Annotated in this window: 18 protein-coding genes; 11 read left to right on the top strand and 7 right to left on the bottom strand. The window is 48.8% G+C overall.

Translation table 11 applies throughout. The features are described from left to right. Window positions 1-230: 230 nt before the first annotated feature. From pepN to ACX9GV_RS06520, 3 genes are all read left to right on the top strand, one after another. Window positions 231-2,849, top strand: coding sequence for an aminopeptidase N (gene pepN, locus ACX9GV_RS06510; RefSeq protein WP_473197474.1), 2,619 nt, complete (start codon window positions 231-233; stop codon window positions 2,847-2,849). A 206-nt stretch (window positions 2,850-3,055) separates the two neighbouring features. Next, a complete protein-coding gene (pyrD, locus tag ACX9GV_RS06515; protein WP_037385122.1) occupies window positions 3,056-4,066 on the top strand; it encodes a quinone-dependent dihydroorotate dehydrogenase in 1,011 nt (336 codons plus the stop codon). A gap of 165 nt (window positions 4,067-4,231) precedes the next feature. Further along, on the top strand, window positions 4,232-4,780 hold the full coding sequence (locus ACX9GV_RS06520; protein WP_023490480.1) for a cell division protein ZapC: 549 nt from the start codon (window positions 4,232-4,234) through the stop codon (window positions 4,778-4,780). A gap of 14 nt (window positions 4,781-4,794) precedes the next feature. Here the strand turns inward: ACX9GV_RS06520 and ACX9GV_RS06525 are convergent, their stop codons facing one another. Beyond that, window positions 4,795-5,898, bottom strand: a complete 1,104-nt coding sequence (locus ACX9GV_RS06525) for a YcbX family protein (RefSeq protein ID WP_473197475.1) — start codon at window positions 5,896-5,898, stop codon at window positions 4,795-4,797. 194 nt (window positions 5,899-6,092) lie between these two features. On the opposite strand from ACX9GV_RS06525, the gene rlmKL reads away from it, so the two are divergent. From rlmKL to rmf, 6 genes are all read left to right on the top strand, one after another. Next, on the top strand, window positions 6,093-8,213 hold the full coding sequence (gene rlmKL / locus ACX9GV_RS06530; protein WP_473197991.1) for a bifunctional 23S rRNA (guanine(2069)-N(7))-methyltransferase RlmK/23S rRNA (guanine(2445)-N(2))-methyltransferase RlmL: 2,121 nt from the start codon (window positions 6,093-6,095) through the stop codon (window positions 8,211-8,213). Between the two features lie 5 nt (window positions 8,214-8,218). Next, the gene (locus ACX9GV_RS06535; RefSeq protein WP_023490477.1) at window positions 8,219-10,123 is read left to right on the top strand and encodes an ABC transporter ATP-binding protein; all 1,905 of its coding nucleotides are present in this window, start codon (window positions 8,219-8,221) and stop codon (window positions 10,121-10,123) included. A 177-nt stretch (window positions 10,124-10,300) separates the two neighbouring features. Then, a complete protein-coding gene (gene pqiA / locus ACX9GV_RS06540) occupies window positions 10,301-11,539 on the top strand; it encodes a membrane integrity-associated transporter subunit PqiA (RefSeq protein ID WP_473197992.1) in 1,239 nt (412 codons plus the stop codon). Beyond that, on the top strand, window positions 11,532-13,178 hold the full coding sequence (gene pqiB, locus ACX9GV_RS06545; protein ID WP_473197476.1) for an intermembrane transport protein PqiB: 1,647 nt from the start codon (window positions 11,532-11,534) through the stop codon (window positions 13,176-13,178). The genes pqiA and pqiB overlap by 8 nt, the downstream gene beginning before the upstream one ends. Continuing rightward, window positions 13,175-13,732, top strand: a complete 558-nt coding sequence (gene pqiC, locus ACX9GV_RS06550) for a membrane integrity-associated transporter subunit PqiC (protein WP_023490474.1) — start codon at window positions 13,175-13,177, stop codon at window positions 13,730-13,732. The genes pqiB and pqiC overlap by 4 nt, the downstream gene beginning before the upstream one ends. A 265-nt stretch (window positions 13,733-13,997) precedes the next feature. After that, window positions 13,998-14,165, top strand: coding sequence for a ribosome modulation factor (rmf, locus tag ACX9GV_RS06555; protein WP_023490473.1), 168 nt, complete (start codon window positions 13,998-14,000; stop codon window positions 14,163-14,165). Between the two features lie 50 nt (window positions 14,166-14,215). Here the strand turns inward: rmf and fabA are convergent, their stop codons facing one another. Both fabA and ACX9GV_RS06565 read right to left on the bottom strand, forming a co-directional pair. Beyond that, window positions 14,216-14,734 carry a bifunctional 3-hydroxydecanoyl-ACP dehydratase/trans-2-decenoyl-ACP isomerase gene (fabA, locus tag ACX9GV_RS06560; protein ID WP_473197477.1) on the bottom strand — a complete coding sequence of 173 codons (519 nt, stop codon included), beginning with the start codon at window positions 14,732-14,734 and terminating at the stop codon, window positions 14,216-14,218. Between the two features lie 68 nt (window positions 14,735-14,802). After that, window positions 14,803-16,551 (bottom strand): AAA family ATPase, encoded by a 1,749-nt coding sequence (locus tag ACX9GV_RS06565; protein ID WP_473197993.1) that lies wholly within the window; start codon window positions 16,549-16,551, stop codon window positions 14,803-14,805. A 211-nt stretch (window positions 16,552-16,762) separates the two neighbouring features. Here ACX9GV_RS06565 and matP point away from each other — a divergent pair, with 211 nt between their 5' ends. Beyond that, the gene (gene matP / locus ACX9GV_RS06570) at window positions 16,763-17,221 is read left to right on the top strand and encodes a macrodomain Ter protein MatP (protein WP_473197478.1); all 459 of its coding nucleotides are present in this window, start codon (window positions 16,763-16,765) and stop codon (window positions 17,219-17,221) included. Between the two features lie 80 nt (window positions 17,222-17,301). Here matP and ompA read toward each other — a convergent pair whose 3' ends face one another. After that, window positions 17,302-18,375, bottom strand: coding sequence for a porin OmpA (ompA, locus tag ACX9GV_RS06575; protein ID WP_473197479.1), 1,074 nt, complete (start codon window positions 18,373-18,375; stop codon window positions 17,302-17,304). Window positions 18,376-18,728: 353 nt separating this feature from the next. After that, window positions 18,729-19,235, bottom strand: a complete 507-nt coding sequence (sulA, locus tag ACX9GV_RS06580; protein ID WP_473197480.1) for an SOS-induced cell division inhibitor SulA — start codon at window positions 19,233-19,235, stop codon at window positions 18,729-18,731. Window positions 19,236-19,519: 284 nt separating this feature from the next. Here sulA and ACX9GV_RS06585 point away from each other — a divergent pair, with 284 nt between their 5' ends. Further along, complete coding sequence (locus ACX9GV_RS06585; protein WP_473197481.1) at window positions 19,520-20,182, top strand: TfoX/Sxy family protein; 663 nt, start codon at window positions 19,520-19,522, stop codon at window positions 20,180-20,182. Here the strand turns inward: ACX9GV_RS06585 and yccS are convergent. Continuing rightward, complete coding sequence (yccS, locus tag ACX9GV_RS06590; protein WP_473197482.1) at window positions 20,179-22,314, bottom strand: YccS family putative transporter; 2,136 nt, start codon at window positions 22,312-22,314, stop codon at window positions 20,179-20,181. The two genes, ACX9GV_RS06585 and yccS, sit on opposite strands and share 4 nt — an antisense overlap. Window positions 22,315-22,341: 27 nt before the next feature. Next, window positions 22,342-22,794 carry a YccF domain-containing protein gene (locus ACX9GV_RS06595; RefSeq protein ID WP_473197483.1) on the bottom strand — a complete coding sequence of 151 codons (453 nt, stop codon included), beginning with the start codon at window positions 22,792-22,794 and terminating at the stop codon, window positions 22,342-22,344. Window positions 22,795-22,908: the final 114 nt, after the last annotated feature.

A 22,908-nucleotide genomic window follows, 5' to 3' on the forward strand; every position in this document is an offset into this window, starting at 1 on the left:
GGCGCGTAATAGTGCTAAAGGTGAGAATGAGGCAGGTTAGCCGACCGTTGAGCGCATGGACGCGCGATACGAGCCCCCAGGGAGGGGTTTACGGCGTGTTGGCGTTCCTGACCATTCCCACCGACCAAAAGCTTAAAGTGTAGCGGTATTAGGAACACTTATTTAGGTAATGGGAATTAACCTGGGTATAGCGGCTACCTTTTTACTCACTGAAACGTCGAAGGTTTTCTATGACATCACAACCTCAGGCGAAGTTTCGCCATGATTATCGTGCTCCAGATTACACCATTACGGATATCGCTTTGGATTTCGAACTGGATGCCGAAACTACACGAGTAACGGCAATCAGCCAGGTCAAACGGCAGAACAGTGCTGATGGTGCTGCGTTGGTCCTTAATGGTGAAGAGCTGACGCTGGTGAGTATTCTGGTGGATGGGCAGCCATGGCATGCTTATCATCAACAGGATAATCAACTGGCCATTGAACAGTTACCGGCACAGTTTACCCTCACTCTGGTTACCGAGATTCATCCGGCAAAAAATAGTGCATTAGAGGGGCTATACCTTTCTGGCAGCGCATTATGCACTCAGTGTGAGGCCGAAGGCTTCCGCCATATTACTTACTATCTGGATCGTCCTGATGTATTGGCGCGGTTCACCACCCGAATCACCGCCAATAAAGCCGCTTACCCCTTCCTATTGTCAAATGGCAACCGCGTTGCTGCCGGGGAACTGGGTGATGGGCGTCACTGGGTAGAATGGCAGGATCCGTTTCCTAAACCCTGTTATTTGTTCGCCTTGGTAGCCGGTGATTTCGATGTGTTACGTGATACCTTCACCACACGTTCTGGTCGCCAGGTCGCGCTGGAACTGTTTGTTGATCGCGGCAATCTGGATCGTGCTGATTGGGCGATGACCTCACTAAAGAGTGCCATGAAGTGGGATGAAGTGCGTTTCGGTCTGGAATATGATCTGGATATCTACATGATCGTCGCGGTAGATTTCTTCAATATGGGCGCGATGGAAAACAAAGGGTTAAATGTCTTTAACTCGAAATATGTGCTGGCGAAGGCGGAAACTGCCACCGATAAAGATTACCTGAATATTGAAGCAGTCATTGGTCACGAATATTTCCATAACTGGACCGGCAACCGGGTGACTTGCCGCGACTGGTTCCAACTGAGTCTGAAAGAGGGGTTGACGGTATTCCGTGACCAGGAATTCAGTTCCGATCTGGGGTCTCGTTCGGTTAACCGTATCGATAATGTTCGAGTGATGCGCGGGGCTCAGTTTGCCGAAGATGCCAGCCCGATGGCCCATGCCATTCGGCCAGACAAAGTGATCGAGATGAACAACTTCTATACCTTAACGGTGTATGAAAAGGGGTCTGAAGTGATTCGTATGCTGCATACACTGCTGGGGGAACAACAGTTCCAGGCGGGGATGCAGCTCTATTTTGAACGTCACGATGGTAGTGCAGCCACTTGTGACGACTTTGTTCAAGCAATGGAAGACGCCTCCAACGTTGATTTATCGCTGTTTCGCCGTTGGTACAGTCAATCTGGTACACCTCAGTTGACGGTGCGCGACGAGTATGATGCCGAACTGCAGCAATACCGTTTACATGTCAGCCAGAAAACTGAACCGACAGCGGACCAGCCAGAAAAACTGCCATTACATATCCCGCTGGATATTGAGCTTTATGATAGCCAAGGTAAGGTGATAGCCCTGCAAAAAGCCGGCTCACCGGTGAAGAACATCTTGAATGTCACTGCGGCTGAACAGACTTTTGTGTTTGATAACGTGGCGGAGAAGCCCGTCCCTTCATTGTTGCGTGAATTTTCTGCGCCAGTGAAGTTGGATTATCCTTATAGCGATCAGCAGTTAACTTTCCTGATGCAGCATGCACGCAATGAGTTTGCCCGCTGGGATGCAGCGCAGAGCTTGCTGGCGATTTATATCAAGCTGAATGTGGCGAAATATCAGCAAAAACAACCGCTGTCATTGCCACATCATGTGGTGGATGCGTTCCGTGCGGTGTTGTTGGATGAGAAACTGGATCCAGCGTTGGCGGCACAGATCCTCACCCTTCCTGGGGAAAACGAAATAGCGGAATTGTTTACCACCATTGATCCGACGGCGATTGCGGCGGTGCATGAATCGATCACCCATTGCCTGGCACAAGAAATGGGTGATGAGTGGCTGGCGGTCTATTATGCCAATAAAACACAAGGTTACCGAGTTGAGCATGGTGATATTGCCAAACGTTCATTGCGTAATGTCTGCCTGCATTATCTGGCCTTCGGTGAGGCGACGTTGGCAGAGCGATTAGTGACTCAGCAGTTCCATCAGGCAGATAATATGACTGATTCACTGGCTGCCTTAGCTGCGGCGGTTGCTGCACAATTGCCTTGTTGTGAGGCGTTAATGACCGAGTTTGACCAACGTTGGCATCAAGATGGCTTGGTGATGGATAAATGGTTTGTACTGCAGGCCACCAGCCCAGCAGCCGATGTGCTCAGCAACGTGCGTGCCTTATTACAACACCGTTCATTTAGCCTCAGTAACCCTAACCGCATCCGTTCGCTAATTGGTGCTTTTGCTTCGGCCAATCCTGCGGCTTTTCATGCGGTAGATGGCAGTGGTTATCAATTCCTGGTGGAGATCCTCAGTGATCTTAATCAGCGTAATCCTCAGGTCGCCGCTCGTTTGATTGAACCGTTGATTCGCTTGAAACGCTATGATGCTTCGCGTCAGGCACTGATGCGTCAGGCGTTAGAGCAATTGAAAGGGCTGGACCAGCTCTCAGGGGATCTGTACGAGAAGATCGCCAAAGCGTTAGCCGCATAAAAAAACAGGGCGGCGATGGTCGCCCTGCAATTAAAAACGCGATTTATACGGTTAATCAATTCCAATTACTGTCAGGATACCGGATAATATGCCCCCGGTTTGCAAGACTACTCAAGTTCATTCCAGTTTCATCCAGAAGCCCAATGATTCGGTTAAGTAGACACTGCCAACACCTATGCCACTTGACCAGTCTAACCGGAGAGCCTATGTACTATCCCATCATCAGGAAGGCGTTGTTTCAGCTCGACCCCGAGCGTGCGCATGAATTGACCTTTAGCCAACTCCGCCGTATTACCGGCACTCCATTAGAGTTCCTTATCCGTCAGTCAGTGCCGAGTAAGCCGGTGAACTGCATGGGGCTCAGTTTTAAAAATCCGTTAGGTTTGGCGGCAGGGCTGGATAAAAACGGAGAATGTATTGATGCTTTAGGTGCTATGGGTTTCGGTTTTGTCGAAATAGGGACCGTCACGCCACGTCCGCAGCCAGGTAATGACAAGCCGCGTCTATTCCGTATTATTGAAGCTGAAGGGCTGATCAACCGTATGGGTTTCAATAACCACGGGGTAGATAATCTGGTTGAAAACGTTAAAAAATCCCATTTTGATGGTGTGCTAGGGATTAATATTGGCAAGAATAAAGATACCCCGGTGGAGCAAGGAAAAGAGGATTATCTGATCTGTATGGATAAGGTTTATCCTTATGCTGGCTATATCGCAATTAATATCTCTTCACCCAATACGCCAGGATTAAGATCGTTACAGTATGGTGAAGCGTTAGATGATCTTTTGGCGGCGATTAAGAATAAGCAGAGCGAATTGCATGCCCGCCATCATAAATATGTGCCAGTGGCGGTAAAGATCGCGCCGGATCTTTCTGAAGAAGAGTTGATCCAAATTGCCGATAGTCTACTTCGTCATAATATAGATGGGGTGATCGCCACCAATACCACCCTTGATCGTAAACTGGTTGAGGGGCTGAATAATTGTGAACAGGCGGGAGGATTAAGTGGCCGCCCGATACAATTACGCAGCACTGAGGTTATCCGTCGTTTAGCGCAAGAATTACAAGGGCGCCTGCCCATTATTGGTGTCGGTGGGATTGATTCTTTGACCGCCGCCAGAGAAAAAATGGCAGCAGGGGCAAGTTTGATACAGATTTATTCCGGATTTATCTTCCATGGACCGGGTTTGATTAAAGATATTGTTAGCCACATCTAATATTTTTGCTCATTTTCTAGCCGGGGGTTTATTTCTTTCCACGGCTAGTCTATATTTTGTTCGTTGGCATAAATACCGTTTTCAGACTTATCTGGTATTTAGGTTTTCCATGATGAAAGGTATATTGGGTAATACCACGTTTGCATGTGGCGGCAAGGATAACAAATGAAGATAAAACCTGATGACAATTGGCGTTGGTATTTCGACGCTGAGCATGATCGGCTGATGCTGGATTTAGCCAATGGTATGATCTTTCGTTCGCGTTTTCCGGCAAAAATGTTAACTCCGGATGCATTCGGTGAATGTGCTTTCTCCGTTGATGATGCCGCCCTCTATTTTAATTATGAAGAGCAGTGCAAGCAGATAAAACTCAGCCATGAACAACGTGCCGAGCTGGTATTAAATGCGCTGGTGGCTTTCCGTTTTCTGAAACCACTGATGCCTAAGAGCTGGCATTTTGCTCAGCAGCATTATCCATTGCGGCCAAAGAACGGTGAACTGGCCTTGGTGAAAGTGATGGAAAGCGGTGAAGATGCCTGTTTGCTGGTGGTGGAAGCCGGGGATAATGCCAGCCTATGTTTGCTGGCACAGAATCAATTGTTACTGGCTGGCCGCAATATGCAACTGGGGGATGCCATCAAAGTGATGCATGACCGTTTGAAGCCTTGCATCACCGATGAGTTCTCAGCCCAGTTTTACGCCAAGGCGGTATGATAACCGCGATAGCACTAGGCTAATTGCAAATCGCTTTTGGGAATACAGCTACAGCAGAAAATGGACCCATTGCTGTTCACCGCATTCCCTTTTAATGCCGCCACTTCCCCTGCCATCAGGGTTATTTTGCAGCTACCACACAACCCTGCCCGGCAAGAATAGGGAATTCGGATCCCTTGTTGTTCCAGTTGCTCCAATAATATTTGCTGGTTATTACCGGTAAACACTTTCCCTTGATATTCAATCGTTACACTCTTGGCACTCTCTTTTGGGGGCGATAGGCTTTCGACTACCGCGCCTGCACCATAAGATGGCGGTGATTGGCGGGACAGTATCTCGACGTGATCGCCAACGCGGATAATACCACTGTTACGGGCAATCATATTTTGGCCGAAGTCGATAGCGCCATTCTCGGCTGTACGGAACTGTTGCAGCGTATTGAGTGGTTCGCCCTGTGGATGCTTGTGGCCACGCTCGGTGCTAACGGTGGTTAATACGCAGCGGCTGCAGGGATTCACCAGTTCAAATACCACACTCCCAATGCGAATCGTTTGCCAGCTATCTTCTGCCCAGGCGGGGCTGCCGGTGACCACCAGATTGGGGCGAAATTGCTCTAGTTTGATACCGGCAGGGCAGCGTTTTTGCAGATCCTGGAATGAAGACTCATTAACCAGCAGATACGGGTAACCATCAGCAAACGAGAGTGGAATCTCTGGGTGTTTTTCTACCCGACGAGTTAATTCCGGCCCCACCCAACGTAGTTGTACATCACGCTGGAAATAGCCACTCAACCAGTGGTTGATTGCTTGCGGGGCAATTAACGCCGTGAAATGATTACCCCAAACTTCGGTTGGCTGCGCGGATGCGCTAAAATCGTTGAAACGGATGCTGGCACTTTCACCATCCGGGGCGGTTAAAAACAGACCGTCGGTTAGCAACGCCGGGGTGAATAGTACCATCTGCGGATATTGGCGGGCGGTGATAAAAGTACCGTCAGGCTCAGTGATCATGAAAATACGATCGAAAGCGAGCCCGCTACTGCCTACCTGGGCGTGGGATAACTGTAAGGCGCGTAACGATTTAACCGGATGAATATAGAGCCGAGAAAGGGTGGTCACTGTTACCTCCATGCGATAAATCAATTCAATAGCTGCGGGTCATCGTGCCACTGGTATGAGCGATACCGCTAGCCCATGGGGAATTACTCAGCGACATCTTGCAAGAAGTGGCTGACAGAATCGAGCAACTTTATGACAAGCGGCCAGGATTAGCTATAATGCGCCACTATTTTCTTTTTGGTGATAAGCACGATATGAACACTCTGTTTGCCAGCACATCCCGTGGACTGGAAGAACTATTAAAAAGCGAACTGGAGCGGCTTGGTGCCCATGACTGCAAAGTGGTGCAGGGCGGGGTCCATTTTCAGGGTGACGATCGTCTTTTGTACCAGAGTTTGCTATGGAGCCGCTTGGCTTCACGTATTCTGTTGCCGTTGAATGAATTCCGTGTGCACAGTGATTTGGACCTGTATCTGGGGGTTCAGGCTATCGATTGGCCTAGCGTATTCGGTGTCGATAAAACGTTTGCCGTCCACTTCAGTGGGGTGAATGAAGAGATCCGTAACAGCCAATATGGCGCGTTGAAGGTTAAAGATGCCATTGTCGATAGCTTCACCCGTAAGATCAATCAACGGCCCACGGTGGCCAAACAGCAGCCAGATATCCGGGTTAACGTCTGGCTGCAGCGTGATATGGCCAGTGTTGCCCTTGATCTGAGTGGTGACGGGTTACATCAGCGTGGTTATCGTGATGAGACTGGCTTGGCTCCGTTGAAAGAAAACCTGGCGGCAGCCATCATCTCGCGCTCTGGCTGGCAGCCAGGAACACCGTTGCTCGACCCTATGTGCGGTTCCGGTACGTTATTGATTGAAGCAGCGATGATCGCCGCCGATCATGCTCCTGGGTTACAACGGCATCGTTGGGGTTTTACAGCCTGGAGTGGTCATCAGGCTGAACTGTGGCGTGAAGTCCTCACCGAGGCTCAGGTGCGTGCCCGGCGAGGTTTGCAGGAAACAACGTCGCGTTTCTTCGGTTCGGATAATGATCGCCGGGTACTGGAAATGGCGCGCAGTAACGCACGCCGTGCGGGTGTTGCGGAGTTAATCACCCTTCAGGTCAGCGATGTCAGTAAATTGACTAATCCTTTGCCGCAAGGCCCGGTAGGTACGGTGGTCAGTAACCCACCGTATGGCGAACGTCTGGAGAGTGAACCTGCCTTGGTTGCCTTGCATAACATGCTGGGGCGTATCATGAAGAGCGCTTTTGGCGGTTGGCAGCTTTCACTGTTTAGTGCCTCACCTGAATTGCTCAGTTGTCTGCAATTGCGTGCTGAGCGCCAATTCAAGGCGAAAAATGGCCCATTGGAATGTGTGCAGAAAAATTATCAGTTGGCAGAAAATCCTCAGGGGATGGCTGCCGTTCAGGTGGCGGAAGATTTTGCCAACCGGCTGCGGAAAAATCTGAAAAAACTGGATAAGTGGGCAAAACAGCAGGGTATTGAATGTTACCGCTTGTACGATGCTGACCTACCGGAATATAACGTCGCAGTGGATCGCTATGGCAGTAAGGTGGTGGTGCAGGAGTACGCGCCACCCAAGCAGGTGGATGCACAAAAAGCGCGGCAACGCCTGTTTGATGTGATTAATGCCACTTTGGCGGTACTGGATTTGCCCTCAAACCAACTGGTATTGAAAACCCGTGAGCGGCAGAAGGGTAAAAATCAGTATGAAAAATTGGCGCAGAAGGGCGAGTTCCTGCAGGTGACGGAATTCAATGCCAAATTGTGGGTTAATCTGACTGATTATCTTGATACGGGCCTGTTTCTGGATCACCGCATCGCGCGGCGTATGCTGGGGGAGATGAGTAAAGGCAAGGACTTCCTCAATCTGTTTGCCTATACCGGCAGCGCCAGTGTCCATGCCGGGTTGGGTGGGGCACGGACCACCACCACGGTAGATATGTCGCGTACCTATCTCGAATGGGCAGAGAAGAACTTGCGGGTCAACGGTTTGACTGGCAAGCAGCACCGGTTGATTCAGGCAGACTGTCTATCATGGTTGCATAACAGCGATGAACAGTTTGATGTGATCTTTATTGATCCCCCGACCTTCTCCAACTCCAAACGTATGGAGAATAGCTTTGATGTGCAGCGTGATCATCTGGCGCTGATGAAAGATTTAAAACGGTTACTGCGCCATAACGGGACCATTATGTTCTCGAATAATAAGCGTGGTTTCCAGATGGATTTGGCGGGTTTGAGTGCGCTGGGTCTGGAGGCGCAAGAAATTACGGCCAAGACGCAGTCACAAGACTTTGCCCGTAACCGTCAAATCCACAACTGCTGGCTGGTGACCCATGCTGGCGAAGGGAAATAATTGCTATGTCGTTAATCAGTCTGTCTGGTGCCTGGCTCTCTTTCAGTGATGCACCTTTGTTAGATAACACCGAACTTCATATTGAAGACAATGAACGCGTCTGCCTGGTGGGGCGTAATGGGGCCGGTAAATCGACCCTGTTGAAGATATTGGGTAAAGAGACCCCGCTGGACGACGGGCGTATTATTTATGAACAGGACCTGATTGTGGCGCGTCTGCAACAGGATCCGCCGCGCAATATTGGCGGTACGGTGTTTGATTTTGTGGCAGAAGGGGTGGCTGAACAGGCCGAGCACCTGAAGGCTTACCATGCTATTTCCCATCAAGTCGAACAGGATCCGAGCGAAAAGAACCTGGCAAGGTTGGCGAAGGTGATGGAAATTCTCGATCATCAGGGCCTGTGGCAGCTTGATAGCCGTATCAGTGAAGTGCTATTACAACTTGGCTTGGATGGTGATGCGGAGCTCTCTTCCCTTTCTGGCGGCTGGTTACGCAAGGCGGCCCTTGGCCGGGCTCTGGTCAGTTCTCCACGGGTGTTATTGCTTGATGAACCTACCAACCATCTTGATATCACTGCCATCGATTGGTTGGAGGGCTTCCTAAAAGAGTTTCAGGGCAGCATTGTATTTATTTCCCATGACCGCTCATTTATTCGCAATATGGCCACACGGATTGTCGATCTGGATCGTGGCAAACTGGTGTCGTGGCCAGGGAACTACGACCTGTATCTGGAAAGTAAAGAAGAAGCATTGCGGGTGGAAGAGCTGCAGAATGCTGAATTTGACCGCAAATTGGCGCAGGAAGAAGTGTGGATCCGCCAAGGGATCAAGGCGCGACGTACCCGTAATGAAGGGCGCGTTCGCGCATTGAAAGCCTTGCGCAATGAACGCTCAGAACGGCGCGAAGTGATGGGCAGCGCCAAGATGCAGGTGGAAGAAGCGGTACGTTCCGGTAAGATTGTTTTCGAAATGGAAGCGGTTAATTACCGGATCGACGACAAAGTGCTGGTGCGTGATTTTAGTGCTCAGGTGCAACGTGGCGATAAAATTGCGCTGGTGGGGCCCAATGGTTGTGGCAAAACCACCCTGCTGAAACTGATGCTCGGTCAGTTACAGGCTGATAGCGGGCGAGTACATTGCGGTACCAAATTAGAAGTCGCCTATTTTGACCAACACCGCGCTGAGCTGGATCCAGAACGCACGGTGATGGACAACCTGGCGGAAGGCAAGCAGGAAGTGATGGTCAACGGTCGTTCACGCCATGTGCTTGGCTATCTGCAGGATTTCCTGTTTCATCCCAAACGTGCCATGACGCCAGTAAAGGCGTTGTCAGGGGGCGAGCGTAACCGCTTGTTATTGGCGAAATTATTTCTGAGGCCCAGCAATTTATTAATCCTCGACGAACCGACTAATGACCTTGATGTCGAAACACTGGAACTGCTGGAAGAACTGATTGATAGCTATCAGGGTACGGTATTGCTGGTGAGCCACGATCGTCAGTTTGTAGATAACTCGGTGAGTGAGTGTTGGATCTTCGAAGGTGACGGTGTGATCGACATTTATGTCGGTGGCTATTACGATGCACATCACCAGCGGGCGACGGCCAAGCCGTTGCGCCAAACCGATGTGGAAAAACCGAAAGCCGCGGTAGAAAAGGCGGTTGAGCAACCTAAGAAATCATCAAGCAAATTGAGCTACAACCTGTTGCGTGAACTGGAGCAGTTACCACAGCGTCTCGAACAGTTGGAAGCGGATATTGCGGCTTTGCAGGTGCAAGTTAATGATGGGGAGTTTTTCTCCCGTCCACATAACGAAACACAGCAGGTGCTGGCCGATCTCGCCAAGGCAGAACAGAGTCTGGAAGAGGCTTTTGCACGTTGGGAAGAGTTGGAAGCAATGAAAAACGCTTAATCGGTAAAATGTGATGATAACCCTGTTGCATGAATGGCGACAGGTCTTTACCGATAGGCAGCACTATCAAGGAGTTATAGGGTGCCTTCCCAAGAAAATAGACTACAACAGAGTCAACAACGACACAGCCAACAACATGGCCATGCGGTGCATCGCCCGCAGTCAGCAGATCGTCTGATGTTGTGCCCGCAATGCGATATGTTAGTGGCGCTGCCGCCTTTAGCCTTTGGCTTAAAGGCTGTTTGTCCCCGTTGTAAAACAACACTGAGTACTTGCTGGGCTGAACCCCGTAAACAACCGGTTGGCTATGCTATCAGTGCATTGTTTATGCTGTTACTGGCCAATGTTTTCCCGTTTATTAATATGCGCGTTGCGGGCATAGTCAGCGAGATAAAACTGCTGCAGATCCCCCAAGTGATGGTGGCGGAAAATTACACCAGTCTGGCGACGCTGTTTTTAGTGTTGGTGCAGCTGGTTCCGATATTTTGCATGTTGACGATTATTCTGTTGTGTACCAGAGCGCCGTTACCACTGAAACTGAAAGTATGGATGGCCAAGATCCTGTTCCAGTTTAAAACCTGGTGCATGGTGGAAATTTTTCTGGCAGGTGTGCTGGTCAGTTTTGTCAAACTGATGGCCTATGGTGATATTGGTATTGGCACCAGTTTTATTCCCTATTGCCTGTTTTGTCTGCTACAAGTGCGAGCTTTTCAGTGTATTGACCGGCGCTGGCTGTGGCAAGATATCGCCCCAGCACCCCAATTAGCTCTACCGTTACAGGTTGGCCGCACGGGTTTACGCCAAGGAGTGCGCTCTTGCTCCTGCTGTACAGCCATTTTACCGGCAGACCAAACAAGATGCCCCCGTTGTTATAGCGTGGGGTATGCACGCCGTCGCCATAGCTTGCAATGGACCTGGTCGTTATTGGTGACCGCGATAATGTTATATATTCCATCCATGCTGATGCCGATTATGACTACCGAAGCCTTGGGCAATAAAATGCCCTCTACGGTGATGGCCGGAGTGATCTTGCTATGGGGAGAAGGCTCTTATCCGGTGGCGATGGTGATTTTTATTGCCAGTGTGATGGTGCCTTCGCTCAAAATGCTGGCGATTGGTTGGTTATGTCTGGATGCCAATGTTAAAGGCAAGAGTAGAGCGGATAGTGAGCGCATGCACTTAATCTATGAAGTTGTCGAATTTGTTGGCCGCTGGTCGATGATCGACGTCTTTGTTATCGCTGTGCTTTCAGCGTTGGTACGTATGGGGCAACTGATGAGTATTTATCCAGATATTGGTGCACTGTTATTCGCCATGGTGGTTATCTTCAGTATGTTTGCAGCGATGACGTTTGATCCCCGTCTGACTTGGGATCGTGCAAGTGAAATAGTTAACAAGGAGTCACAAGGTGACTGAAAGTAATCATAGCGTCGCGGAAATCGAAAAGATCAAACGCTGGTCGCCGGTATGGATTGTTCCTATTGTTACCGCATTGATTGGTGCGTGGATCCTGTTTTACCACTTCAGCCATCAGGGGCCGGAAGTCACTTTGATTACCACTTCAGCGGAAGGTTTGGAAGCGGGGAAAACCAAGATCAAGAGCCGTAGTGTTGATGTGGGAACGGTAGAAAGTGTCTCGCTAAGCGATGATCTGAGCAAAGTGGTGATACAGGCTCGCCTCAATGATGATATGGAAAAACTGTTGCACGACGACACTGCTTTTTGGGTGGTGAAACCGCAGATTGGTCGTGATGGGATATCGGGATTGGGTACTTTGCTCTCCGGTGCCTATATCGAATTGCAACCTGGTAGCAAAGGCAAGGAGGGGCAAAACCATTTTCAACTGTTGGATGCTCCACCGTTGGCTCCCCCCGATGCCAAAGGGTTGCGTATCGTGCTTGATAGTACGCGAGCGGGTCAGTTGACGGCGGGCGATCCGGTGTTGTTCCGCGGATATCGTGTTGGCTCGGTAGAAACCAGTTATTTCGATCCCAAGTTACGCTCTATGCGTTATCAACTCTTTATTGCTGCCCCTTATGACCAATTGGTCACCAGCAATGTGCGCTTCTGGAAGGACAGTGGCATTGCTTTTGATATGTCAGCCCAGGGAATGCGCATGGAAATGGGCTCACTGGCGACGCTATTTAGCGGTGGTGTCAGTTTTGATGTACCGGAAGGCTGGGAACGAGGAGTTCAGGTTAAAGAGATGGTGGATTTTGCGTTATTCGACAATCAGCGCAGTATTCAAGATTCTCTGTATACCATCCACCAGGATTATCTGGTGTTCTTCTCTGAATCGGTGCGTGGTTTACAGCCGGGCGCACCAGTAGAGTTCCGTGGTATTCGCCTGGGTACGGTGGGGCAAGTACCGTTCTACAAAGAGGGAATGCAGCAGCGGCTTGATAGTGATTTCCGTATTCCAGTGCTGATTCATATTGAGCCTGAACGCTTGAAACAGCAGTTAGGAAATAACTTCAATATTGCGCAGTATCTCAAGGATACGGAGTCTCAAGGTCTGCGTGCATCGCTGAAATCCGCTAACCTGTTAACGGGTTCGCTGTTTATCGACCTGGACTTCTATCCGCAAGAGAAGCCGTGGAAAGGGCCGCATGAGCTCTTTGGTTATCCGGTGTTACCAACAACCAATGGTGGTTTGGCCCAAATCCAACAGAAACTGGTGCAGATGTTGGATAAGATCAACGCATTGCCGCTCAATCCAATGATCAATGAAGCCACTAAAACGTTGTCCGAAAGCCAGAAAACCATGCGCGAAGTGCAGAAGACTATCCAGTCGCTTAATGACATCATCGGCAGTAAAGAGATGAAGGCATTGCCTGCAGATATGCAGAAAACGTTGCAGGAACTGAGTCGCAGTATGAAAGGGTTCCAACCTGGTTCACCGGCTTACAACAAGATGGTGGCAGATATGCAACGGCTGGATCAGGTGTTGCGTGAGTTGCAACCGGTGCTTCGCACTTTGAACGATAAGAGTAATGCCCTGGTATTTGAAGCCGCGGGCAGTGATGACCCTCAGCCGAAGAAGGCCAATAAATGATGAAATGGATTACGTTCGCCCTGGTATTGTTATTGAGTGGCTGTAGTAGTACGCCAAGTAAAACCTACTATCAGTTACCGGCGTTAGGTACGCCGGTACCGGTGAGCAACACGCTACCATCGCGCCAACTATGGATTGAGCATGTCAATGTGGCGGATTTTCTGGCCCAAAATGGGGTGGTATATCAGACTAACGATGTGCAACTTGTGATGGGGCAGAATAACCTGTGGGCCAGTCCGTTGGATCAGCAGTTACAGCAGACACTGCTGAGCAATCTGGGTGGTGCGTTGCCGGGATGGGTGGTTTCATCACAACCGATGAACAGTGAGCAGGCGGTACTTAATGTCACTATTAACGGTTTTCATGGCCGCTATGATGGCAGGGCAATTGTTCGCGGTGAATGGGTGCTAAGTTATCAAGGTAAGTTGATTAAGCAGCCATTCAATCTGGAATTGAAGCAAAGTGAGGATGGCTATGATGCGTTGGTCCGTACCTTGGCTCAAGGCTGGTTGCAGGAAGCTCAAGAGATCGCCACGCAGGTTACGCGTCTCTAATTTCCTTTGTCACAAAGTGTTTTAACGCAGACCCGGTAAGGCATACCATGCTTTTCCGGGTTTTTTGTTTTATATCATGATATTACAACCATATTAGACTTATCAGCCACTTAGCAAATTCTTCGTGCATAGCTCACAAATATGACATTGCTGTTAAATTTGCACATTGACCTTCCAGCAAAATAGCGCTATTTCTTAAATGTGACTGTATTTTATACAGGCATGTGTTTTCTTTCCAGCAGTGTAAAAATGAGGGAAACGAGGCATGAAAAGACAGAAAAGAGATCGTCTGGAGCGGGCTCAATCGAGAGGTTATCAAGCAGGTATTGTCGGGCGCTCAAGGGAGCATTGCCCCTATCAATCTTTAGACGCTCGGGCTAATTGGCTGGGAGGGTGGCGACAAGCTATGGAAGACAGGGCTGTGACCGCTTAAGCGGCTCTCTGTAAGAAAGAACAACCTCCGCCTTAGGCGGAGGTTTCTGTTTAGAAAGCTTCCGTATCTTGAAATAAGCCCACTTTCAAGTCGTTAGCTGTATAGATCACCTTGCCGTCAACCAGCACTTCACCATCCGCTACACCCATAATCAATTTACGGGTGATAACGCGTTTGAAGTTGATGCGATAGGTGACTTTCTTGGCGGTTGGCAGGACTTGGCCAGTGAATTTCACTTCACCTACGCCTAATGCACGGCCTTTACCTTTACCACCGAGCCAACCCAGATAGAAGCCTACCAGTTGCCACATGGCATCCAGACCTAAGCAGCCAGGCATTACCGGATCACCAATAAAGTGGCAGCCAAAGAACCACAAGTCAGGATTAATATCCAGTTCAGCTTCAACATAACCTTTGTTATGACTACCGCCGTCCTCGGTCATTTTAATTACGCGGTCCATCATCAACATATTACCTGCTGGCAACGGCGGACCACCCGCACCGAACAACTCACCACGACCTGATGCTTCAAGGTCTTCTTTTGTATAGGACTCGCGTTTATCTACCATGTTCTCAGTCAGCCTTATATTAATGAAGGATGCAGATTAGCTTACACGTGTACGCTGAACAACTCCGATCAGCCGTGGTTAAACCAGTTAAGCCAACGTAACGGCCATGGCCATTGACGTCGTTCATGTGAATTCACCTGTGCAATGCGCTCTTGGATAGCCGCCAGTAAACTCGGTTGCTGCTCATCGCTATAGGGATATCCTGTTAATAAGTGTAGCGCTTGACCTGCATTGTCGACCGCCCATAAATGAAATTGTTCATTACGCACCGCTTCGATGACGTCTGCTCGTAGACAAAGATGACGCACGTTGCATATGGGTAAAATGACGCCTTGTTGTCCTGTCAGGCCTCGGCGCAGACAAACTTCGAAGAAACCTTCGATCTTCTCGTTGATACCACCAATGGGCTGCACATTGCCAAATTGATCCACAGAGCCGGTTACTGCAATCTGTTGTGTCAGAGGTTGCTGTGACAGGGCGCTGATCAGCGCACAAAGCTCAGCTAACGATGCGCTGTCGCCATCAACTTCACCATAAGATTGTTCAAAAACGATTGACGCTGAAAAGGGGAGTGGTTGATCCAGTGCCAGCTCAGAAACCAGAAAAGCCTGCATGATCATCATGCCTTTAGCATGCAGATTGCCCCCTAGTTCGGCTTTACGTTCAACGTCGGTAAACTCACCATCGCCCAAGTGGACAACACAACTGATGCGTGATGGTTCACCCATACTCCGAGGATGCCCTGGATAATCCAGTACCGACAGGCCATTGATCTGACCGATGACCTCACCTTCAGTATCGATAATGATTTGACCCAGTTCAATATCGTCATGCATTCGCTCGGCAAGATAGCTTTCACGCCACTCTCGGGCATTCTGTGCTACTTCCAACGTGTTAGCGGTGATCTGCTGTTCCTGAGTGTAGAGTTTCGCTTCAGAAAGCAACTGACTAATCCATAATGGGGAGAGGGGTAAATTACCCTGATCACCAGAATAGCGAACCGCTTGAACCATTAGTGGGTACCAGGCATCAGCAGCCAACGGAGGTAACTGTTGGTCGGCAATAATACTATTGATGTAACCACACCATTGCGCCATATCATCGGGTTCGGTAAGTTGCAGATCGTCTTCATACTCACCGTAGGCAGCCTGTTCACATAACTCGGGTTCCATATCGTCAAAATCAGCCAGACTATGGCGATCACCGACGATAATCAGGCGTAACGCCAATGGCATGGGGGGGATATAAATGGGTAATGGCCGGGTTTCATCGGCAGCAAACCACTGAAATTGGCGCTGAATGATCATCTGTTTTAGACGTAGCCACATTAGCGGTTGTGCTAACAAAGCTCGAGCTGACAGGATCAACACCCCACCGTTAGCCTGGTGAATTAAACCTGGCTGTAAGCTAATTTCACCGTTATAAATTCTTACACAACCAAACAACTGTTCAGGCTCAATCCATTGCTGAAAAATGCAGTCGCCATGAGCGGCAAAAGGTTCATCATCATTAACTGCAGTTTCAATGTTGGCTTTACCTCCTGCAATCACATAGCGGCTGCCTTTAATCATATAGGGAGGTTGCAGCTGTTTTGTTACTTTGGCGATCAGCGCAAGATGCTCATGGGTTTCTTGCGCTTTTAACAGCATAAAACATGGCTGAGATTGAGGGTGCAGAAATAGAGCCAGCGAATTTTCCAGACGAGGCTGGATAGCAGCAAAGGCGACAGGGGCCAATTGAGCAGCTGATTCAAAGATAGCCTGGTAAGGCGCAGCACTAGGCAACAGAGATTGCCATTCAAGTCGGTTAATGGTCAAAGTGTTAGATGTAATCGTCAAATAATAAGTGAATAGGGGATTATACAAGAATATGTCAGCTTGATACATGCTCAGTCATGGCTGAGTGTGAGGAATTTGATATTGCGAGGTGACTGTCTAAAAAAACGGCTAAAAAGAGTTTATTGGCCGGGGAAAAATGCTATAAAACTGTTATGCTTACTAAAGTTACACGGTCACAGAAGAGTTCACCATGAAATATCAGCAATTGGAAAATCTGGAGAGCGGTTGGAAATGGAAATATCTGGTGAAAAAGCACCGTGAAGGTGAATTGATCACGCGCTACCTTGAAATCAGCGCTGCTCAAGAAGCCATTGCTGAATTGCTGAAACTGGAAAATGAACCAGTAAAAGTACTGGCATGGATTAATGAGCATATGAATCTGGCGTTAACTAACCGGATGCAGCAAACTATTCGTGCTCGGCGTAAGCGCCATTTTAATTCAGAACATCAGCATACACGTAAAAAGTCTATTGATCTGGAGTTTCTGGTCTGGCAGCGGTTGGCCGCTCTGGCGCAGCGCCGAGGGCTTACTTTGTCGGAAACCATTGTTCAATTGATCGAGGATGCTGAACACAAAGATAAATATGCCAGCCAGATGTCACTATTGAAACAAGATTTAAAAGCGATTTTGGGTAAGGATAACGGCTAAGTCGGTTAGAAATGAAAAATCTGAGTTAAAATCAGAAAAAAAAACCCTGCAGAGCAGGGTTTTTTATCAGAAGTTGACACTTAGCCTTGAGGCTGAGATACCACTTCTTTGATGCCTTTCACTTCGATCTCTACACGACGATCTGGAGCCAGGCAAGCGATTTGTGCTGGAGTAGCACGTCCAGAACGGTAACCACACTTGTCACCGGTAACTGGGTTAGCTTCGCCCATGCCACGTGCAGTGATCTTGTCTGCTGGGATACCTTTAGAGATCAGGTAGCTGACAACACTCTGGGCACGTTGCTCAGACAGACGCAGGTTAGATTCAGCAGAACCTACTACGTCAGTGAAGCCTACAACAACAACAGAACCATCTTTTGGATCCAGTGAGCTCAGTTGACCGTACAGTTGATCCAGAGCTTGTTGACCTTCTGCTTTCAGCGTTGATTTACCGAAGGCAAACAGAACGTCAGAAGTCAGAGTGAACTTCTTGGTTTCAACGGTAGGTGCTGGAGTTGGTGCTGGAGCAACAACTGGAGCCACTGTATCCTGACCAAAACGGTAAGCTACGCCAACACTCAGCTGACCATTGTCTGGACGTGCGCCAACGGTTTGTGCATCACCGATGTTGCTGGTCCATTGATAATCCAGGCGAGTAGCCCAGTTCTGATTCAGAGCATACTCAAAGCCGATGGCTGCCAGTGGAGAAACACCGGTATCATCACCAGATACGCGCTCATTGATGTTACCACCGAAGTAAGCGGTGGAGTCTACACGCCAAACCATACCACCCAAACGGGTATAGATATCCAGATCGTTCATGATCGGATAGCTCAGTTTAGTGGTCAGTTGAACGCCTTGGGCTTTTAACGCACCGTTGTTCACATTGCCTTTGTAAGCCATGCGACCAAGCCAGTCGTAACCCATTTCAAAACCCATGTACTGGTTAGCTTGGTAGCCGAAAAACGCACCAGCACCCAGTTGAGAATCGCGAGTAGGGCCGTTACCTATAGCTCCATCAACGAAACCAGTGTCGTGGTACTGGGACCAACCCAGTTTAGCACCGGTGTACCAGGTGTTATCTTTTGGTGCGGCTTGCGCTACGGTAGCGAAACCAGCCAGTGCCACTGCTAATGCGATAGCTGTCTTTTTCATTTTTTACGCCTCGTTATCATCCAAATAGGCAATGAGCTTAACGCTATGTTATGCCTTTGGTTTAAAATTCCTGCGCCAAGATTCTAGCACTCATTTGTTATTTTACCAGTATTACTGGCGTGTATAACAATCTTAGCAGAGTAAAGTTTACAACTTGGCGCGAAAGTTACAAGCGTGATGTGCTGATGCTCTAAAAAATATTGGATTAGACACATTTCTTAACACATTCAAGGAAGAATAGGGCTTATTTTGTTGAATTATTTATTGCAAAAGTGCATCTGGTCACATTTTGTGCACCAATTCCCTGGGTAATTATTCCCAGGGGGAGAATGCAAGAAAAGTCTTAAAATGACTTAATGGTATAAAGGCGAGTGAATTTTTAGAGTGGAATGGTGCCGGTGGGGGGAATTAGTATCGCGTTGTGGGCGCATAATAAACCCGTAACTATTCCCCAATTCTGCTGCCCGGCTTAATTTTATACGGTCTTGTTCAGTTAATTCAGGCAACCAACCTAGAACGACACTGTAATTTCCAGTGAGTAACGCTTTCTCCATGGCATCAACAGTGGCGAGTGGCGATATCTGACTCAGTTGTACCACCTTACTGACCGGTAACTCAGCCTGCTGAAGCCAGGATTTACTGAGCTTTTGCTGTGGGGTGAGCCACAATAACCAACGTGATTGCTGACCAAGCTGCTGCAGCAACGGCACCAGTAACTGGGTGACAACGGATTGCTGCTCACTGTAGACCAGCTCACTGATAAGGCCATTTTTTTTGTCATCCTTGGCGTTTGCAACAGTTTGACCTGCAGGCAAAGGGACTTGGCTGAAGTGGCTTTGATTAAGTGATTGAGTACGCATTGTGTATTCCCCTGCACCATTACTGTGTTTATATACAGTATAGATATAAACACAGAAGATCAACACAAATTTTCGTAACGCATCGCATAATTGAGATCATTCCTCGCACTACTGCATTTTATGATTGGCAGCTGTCGTGATAATGCGTATTTTCTTTAATTAGTTGTTCCGGTTACGTTTATTTCAACAGTGAATGTGATATCCGGGTCATTCAACTCGTCGCAGATGCCTCTGTCGAGTGAATGGGACTGGGTAATATTGCTTACTTATTAAAGGAGGACTTAATGAATGGAAGATCCGCAAAAAGAATAGTACAGGCAAAAATCTGCTTTGCTGCCTTGGGGAAAATTACGACACGTTCGCAATTTGGTGGTTACGGATTACTTGCTGATGGCACGATGTTTGCGGTTATTGCAGAAGGGGAGTTGTACTTGCGTGCGACAGAAACGCTGGAGCCGGCTTTCCGTGCACGGGGAATGGTGAACATGACGTATTTAAAACGCGGAGCACCGATGACGATGCGTTATTATCGAGTCGATGACGGATTATGGGCTGATTGCCGCGAACTGTTGATCCTGGCCAGCCAGGCATTACATGAGTCTCGTAAAGAGATAAAAGTAAAAAGACGGAGTAAAGGGCGGTTAAAAGATTTGCCGAATATTGATGCGGCAATGGAACGCTTACTTTGGCAAGTGGGCATACAAAGTAGCTATGACTTACGCTTGCTGGGCGCAAAGCGGACTTACCTACAATTGCAACAACGGCATAAAAACCTGGGGGTGAAAGTGCTACTGGCACTGGCTGGCGCGATGTCTGGATACCATCATGCTGCTTTGCCCAACGTACAGCGTGCAACATTAACCACCTGGTTCGAGGAAACTGCGGCGGCTTCCTGTCTTGAAGCGCAATGGGGTAGAAGAGCCTATATTCAAGCGGTTAATAATTAATTCTCTTTGCCGATTTGTGCGCTGAGCCGTGTTAATTCAGGCAGCAACTCAAGAACCAAACCAATTTGTTGCAACACCAAGTGTTCCTTGCTCTCTGGTGCGGTAACCAGCATTTCAATACGCCCAGAGAGGTTTTTTAATGCTTGTGTCAGACGCGGGTGGTCTTGTTCCGCATGGTGTAATGCACTATCGACATAACAGACGGCATCATTGAGCAAATCAAGTACAGTACTATTATCAAGGCGATCGCGATGTGCGCCCAAGGCAGAAATATAACTCAGCAGTGTGTGGTTTAAGCACAATAGGCGGAATGCGGCTTCCTGAATATCTTTGTCTGTTTTCGGGGCGGCTGACATGTTGGATACCACCGAAGCCAGCTCTGCATCACTATTATGGGCATCCCGGCGGGCAATGCGATAGGGCAAGCTATTATCTCTGCCCTGATAGTATTGCACCAAAATAGCATCTAGATAACGGCAATCGCTGTTCAGTGTGTTACGAACGATGGACGATAATTGACGGAACTTCCAGTCAGGCCAGATAAAGCTCACTGCCGCCCAGGCAATGGCGCAGCCCAGCAACGTATCATAGACCCGTGGGGCCATGACCTCGAATCCTTCTCCCAGCAGATTAAAACAGAGCAAGACTAACAGGGTGATAAACATCGTGGCGTGGGCATATTGTACGGTGCGGAATGCGAAGAATAGAACGCCAGAGATGACAATCAACATCATTTGCCCTTCAAGGGAAGGAACAAAATAGAGGATCGGCAAGCTGAGCAAAATACCAGCAAGTGTACCGGCAATGCGTAACGCCAGACGCCTACGGGTGGCATTGTAGTTAGGTTGGCAAACGAATAAGCAAGTCAGCAGGATCCAGTAACCGTGCTGCATACCGGTAATTTGAATCAATGCGTAACCCACACATAAAACCAAGGACATACGCACGGCATGGCGAAAAAGGGCGGATTGTGGTGTCAGGTGGCGGCTGATACGCAAGCGAATATCACTCCATCCGGTAATTCGCTCATCCGATAGCGTATCTTCTTCTGTTGGTCGGCGGATCTGGCTCTGTTCTGATTCTATATTGGCCAATTGTGCATCGATAGCGCGCAAATTCTTCAGCAGGTGCGAAAGCGCCTGAAGTAAGTCACTGTTTTCTGGTGTCACCGTAACCCGGAGCAAGGCTTCTTCTATACGGTTAAACGTCGGTTCAAAACGCGGATTATGCAGGTACTTTTGCTTCAACAGTATTGATTGAGCCAATTGCTGGCATGCACGGGCCTGCATGGTCAATAGACGTTGAAAGCGGAACAGAATATCGCTGTGGCGGAATTGTTCACTCAGCGCCTGATAATGTACGTGGGAAGAACTGGCACGTTCATGAATATCTTGCGCCACAAAATAATAGTGCAGCGTTCGGCGGGTACCGCGCTGACCTCGGTCACCCTTAAGCCGGGTAAGTAGCGACGTTTTGGTCTGGTTAAGCATCGCCACCAGCGTGCTGTTGGCCATGGCAACTTCTAACCAAGGGCGTTCGTCACGGTATTCGCCATCGGGATCAAACAGGTTGGCTTTGGCATCTAAATAGTTCGCCAACTGTTGATAACAGCGGGCCAGGTTTTCCTGTAATGGTTTGATGGGAAAAAGTAAATGCCCCAGCAGAGCCAGCAGGTTATACCCGATGGCACCGATAAGCAGCAGAATAGGTTGCTGATACCAGGTATCATACATTGATGTGCCGAGCATGGTATAGATAGAAATTAACAACGCACCAAAGGCGATGGTGGCATAACGTTGCCCCAAGGCACCCAGTAGAATAAAAGCACAGGTTGAGGTGATTAACCCCAGAGCGAACCACCAGGGATAAGGGAAGAGTAATTCGATTGATGCTGAAGCAAGAAAAAAGCACAACAGCGTAATCAACAGATTACGCAGCCGCCCTGCCAGCCGGTCATCCAGGTCCGTTAACGCGGCAGCGACCACCCCCAAAGTGAGAGGAATGGTCAGCTTCGGGCTGCCCAACCACCAAGGAACGGCGGAAGCACCTGCCAACGCAATAAAAATGCGCAGATTATAAAGCAGGTTGCTGTTATAGATATAACGTCGAATTGCCAGTGCTAAAGCGAGCACAACAAGCTCCTGAACGGCGAGCGATAATTAGCGCTGATGATACTGGCGGCGGGCATTTTCTGAACGTACGACTTGCGCCATCTCAACAGAAACCACACGACGACCTACCGGCCAAAGTGCGATGGCAGCAATCTTGAAATTAGTGATCCCAATAGGAATGCCAATAATGGTCAAGCACTGCGTGATACCCGCCGCAATGTGTAACAAACAGAGCCACCAGCCGAACAGGACAAACCAGACAATATTTAATAACGTCCCCCCTGAGGCCAGCAGAATGTTGCGTTTTTCTGGGTATAACTCATCAACACTGATCACCTCGTTGCCAAACGGCAAGAAGGAAATTTTGGTGATCTCCCAACAAGAGCGGGTCAATGGCAGGGTAAAGATCAGAATAATGGTGAAAAAGGTGGCAATGAGCCAACCTAGCGTGGTTAAGACGCCACCCAAGACAAAGTTAAGAATATTCAATACAGTACGCATAATCGTCATTTTCCTCTAATGATGGTGCGATAAAAATGCGGAGATACCTGCTACCAGCCAGATTCCAGGGGGCCTGATGCGCTTCTGGCTGCAAGTAACCTAAATCTGCGTATA

The organism is Serratia sp. 25CWL12 (assembly GCF_055790885.1).

Bases quoted from the DNA above. Each gene is read 5' to 3' on its own strand.
- pqiA (WP_473197992.1), top strand. From the start codon at position 10,301: ATGTTGTGCCCGCAATGCGATATGTTAGTGGCGCTGCCGCCTTTAGCC.
- ACX9GV_RS06520 (WP_023490480.1), top strand. From the start codon at position 4,232: ATGAAGATAAAACCTGATGACAATTGGCGTTGGTATTTCGACGCTGAG.
- pqiC (WP_023490474.1), top strand. From the start codon at position 13,175: ATGATGAAATGGATTACGTTCGCCCTGGTATTGTTATTGAGTGGCTGT.
- sulA (WP_473197480.1), bottom strand. From the start codon at position 19,235: ATGCGTACTCAATCACTTAATCAAAGCCACTTCAGCCAAGTCCCTTTG.
- rlmKL (WP_473197991.1), top strand. From the start codon at position 6,093: ATGAACACTCTGTTTGCCAGCACATCCCGTGGACTGGAAGAACTATTA.
- ACX9GV_RS06585 (WP_473197481.1), top strand. From the start codon at position 19,520: ATGAATGGAAGATCCGCAAAAAGAATAGTACAGGCAAAAATCTGCTTT.
- matP (WP_473197478.1), top strand. From the start codon at position 16,763: ATGAAATATCAGCAATTGGAAAATCTGGAGAGCGGTTGGAAATGGAAA.
- ompA (WP_473197479.1), bottom strand. From the start codon at position 18,375: ATGAAAAAGACAGCTATCGCATTAGCAGTGGCACTGGCTGGTTTCGCT.
- ACX9GV_RS06535 (WP_023490477.1), top strand. From the start codon at position 8,219: ATGTCGTTAATCAGTCTGTCTGGTGCCTGGCTCTCTTTCAGTGATGCA.
- pyrD (WP_037385122.1), top strand. From the start codon at position 3,056: ATGTACTATCCCATCATCAGGAAGGCGTTGTTTCAGCTCGACCCCGAG.
- fabA (WP_473197477.1), bottom strand. From the start codon at position 14,734: ATGGTAGATAAACGCGAGTCCTATACAAAAGAAGACCTTGAAGCATCA.
- rmf (WP_023490473.1), top strand. From the start codon at position 13,998: ATGAAAAGACAGAAAAGAGATCGTCTGGAGCGGGCTCAATCGAGAGGT.
- pepN (WP_473197474.1), top strand. From the start codon at position 231: ATGACATCACAACCTCAGGCGAAGTTTCGCCATGATTATCGTGCTCCA.
- ACX9GV_RS06595 (WP_473197483.1), bottom strand. From the start codon at position 22,794: ATGCGTACTGTATTGAATATTCTTAACTTTGTCTTGGGTGGCGTCTTA.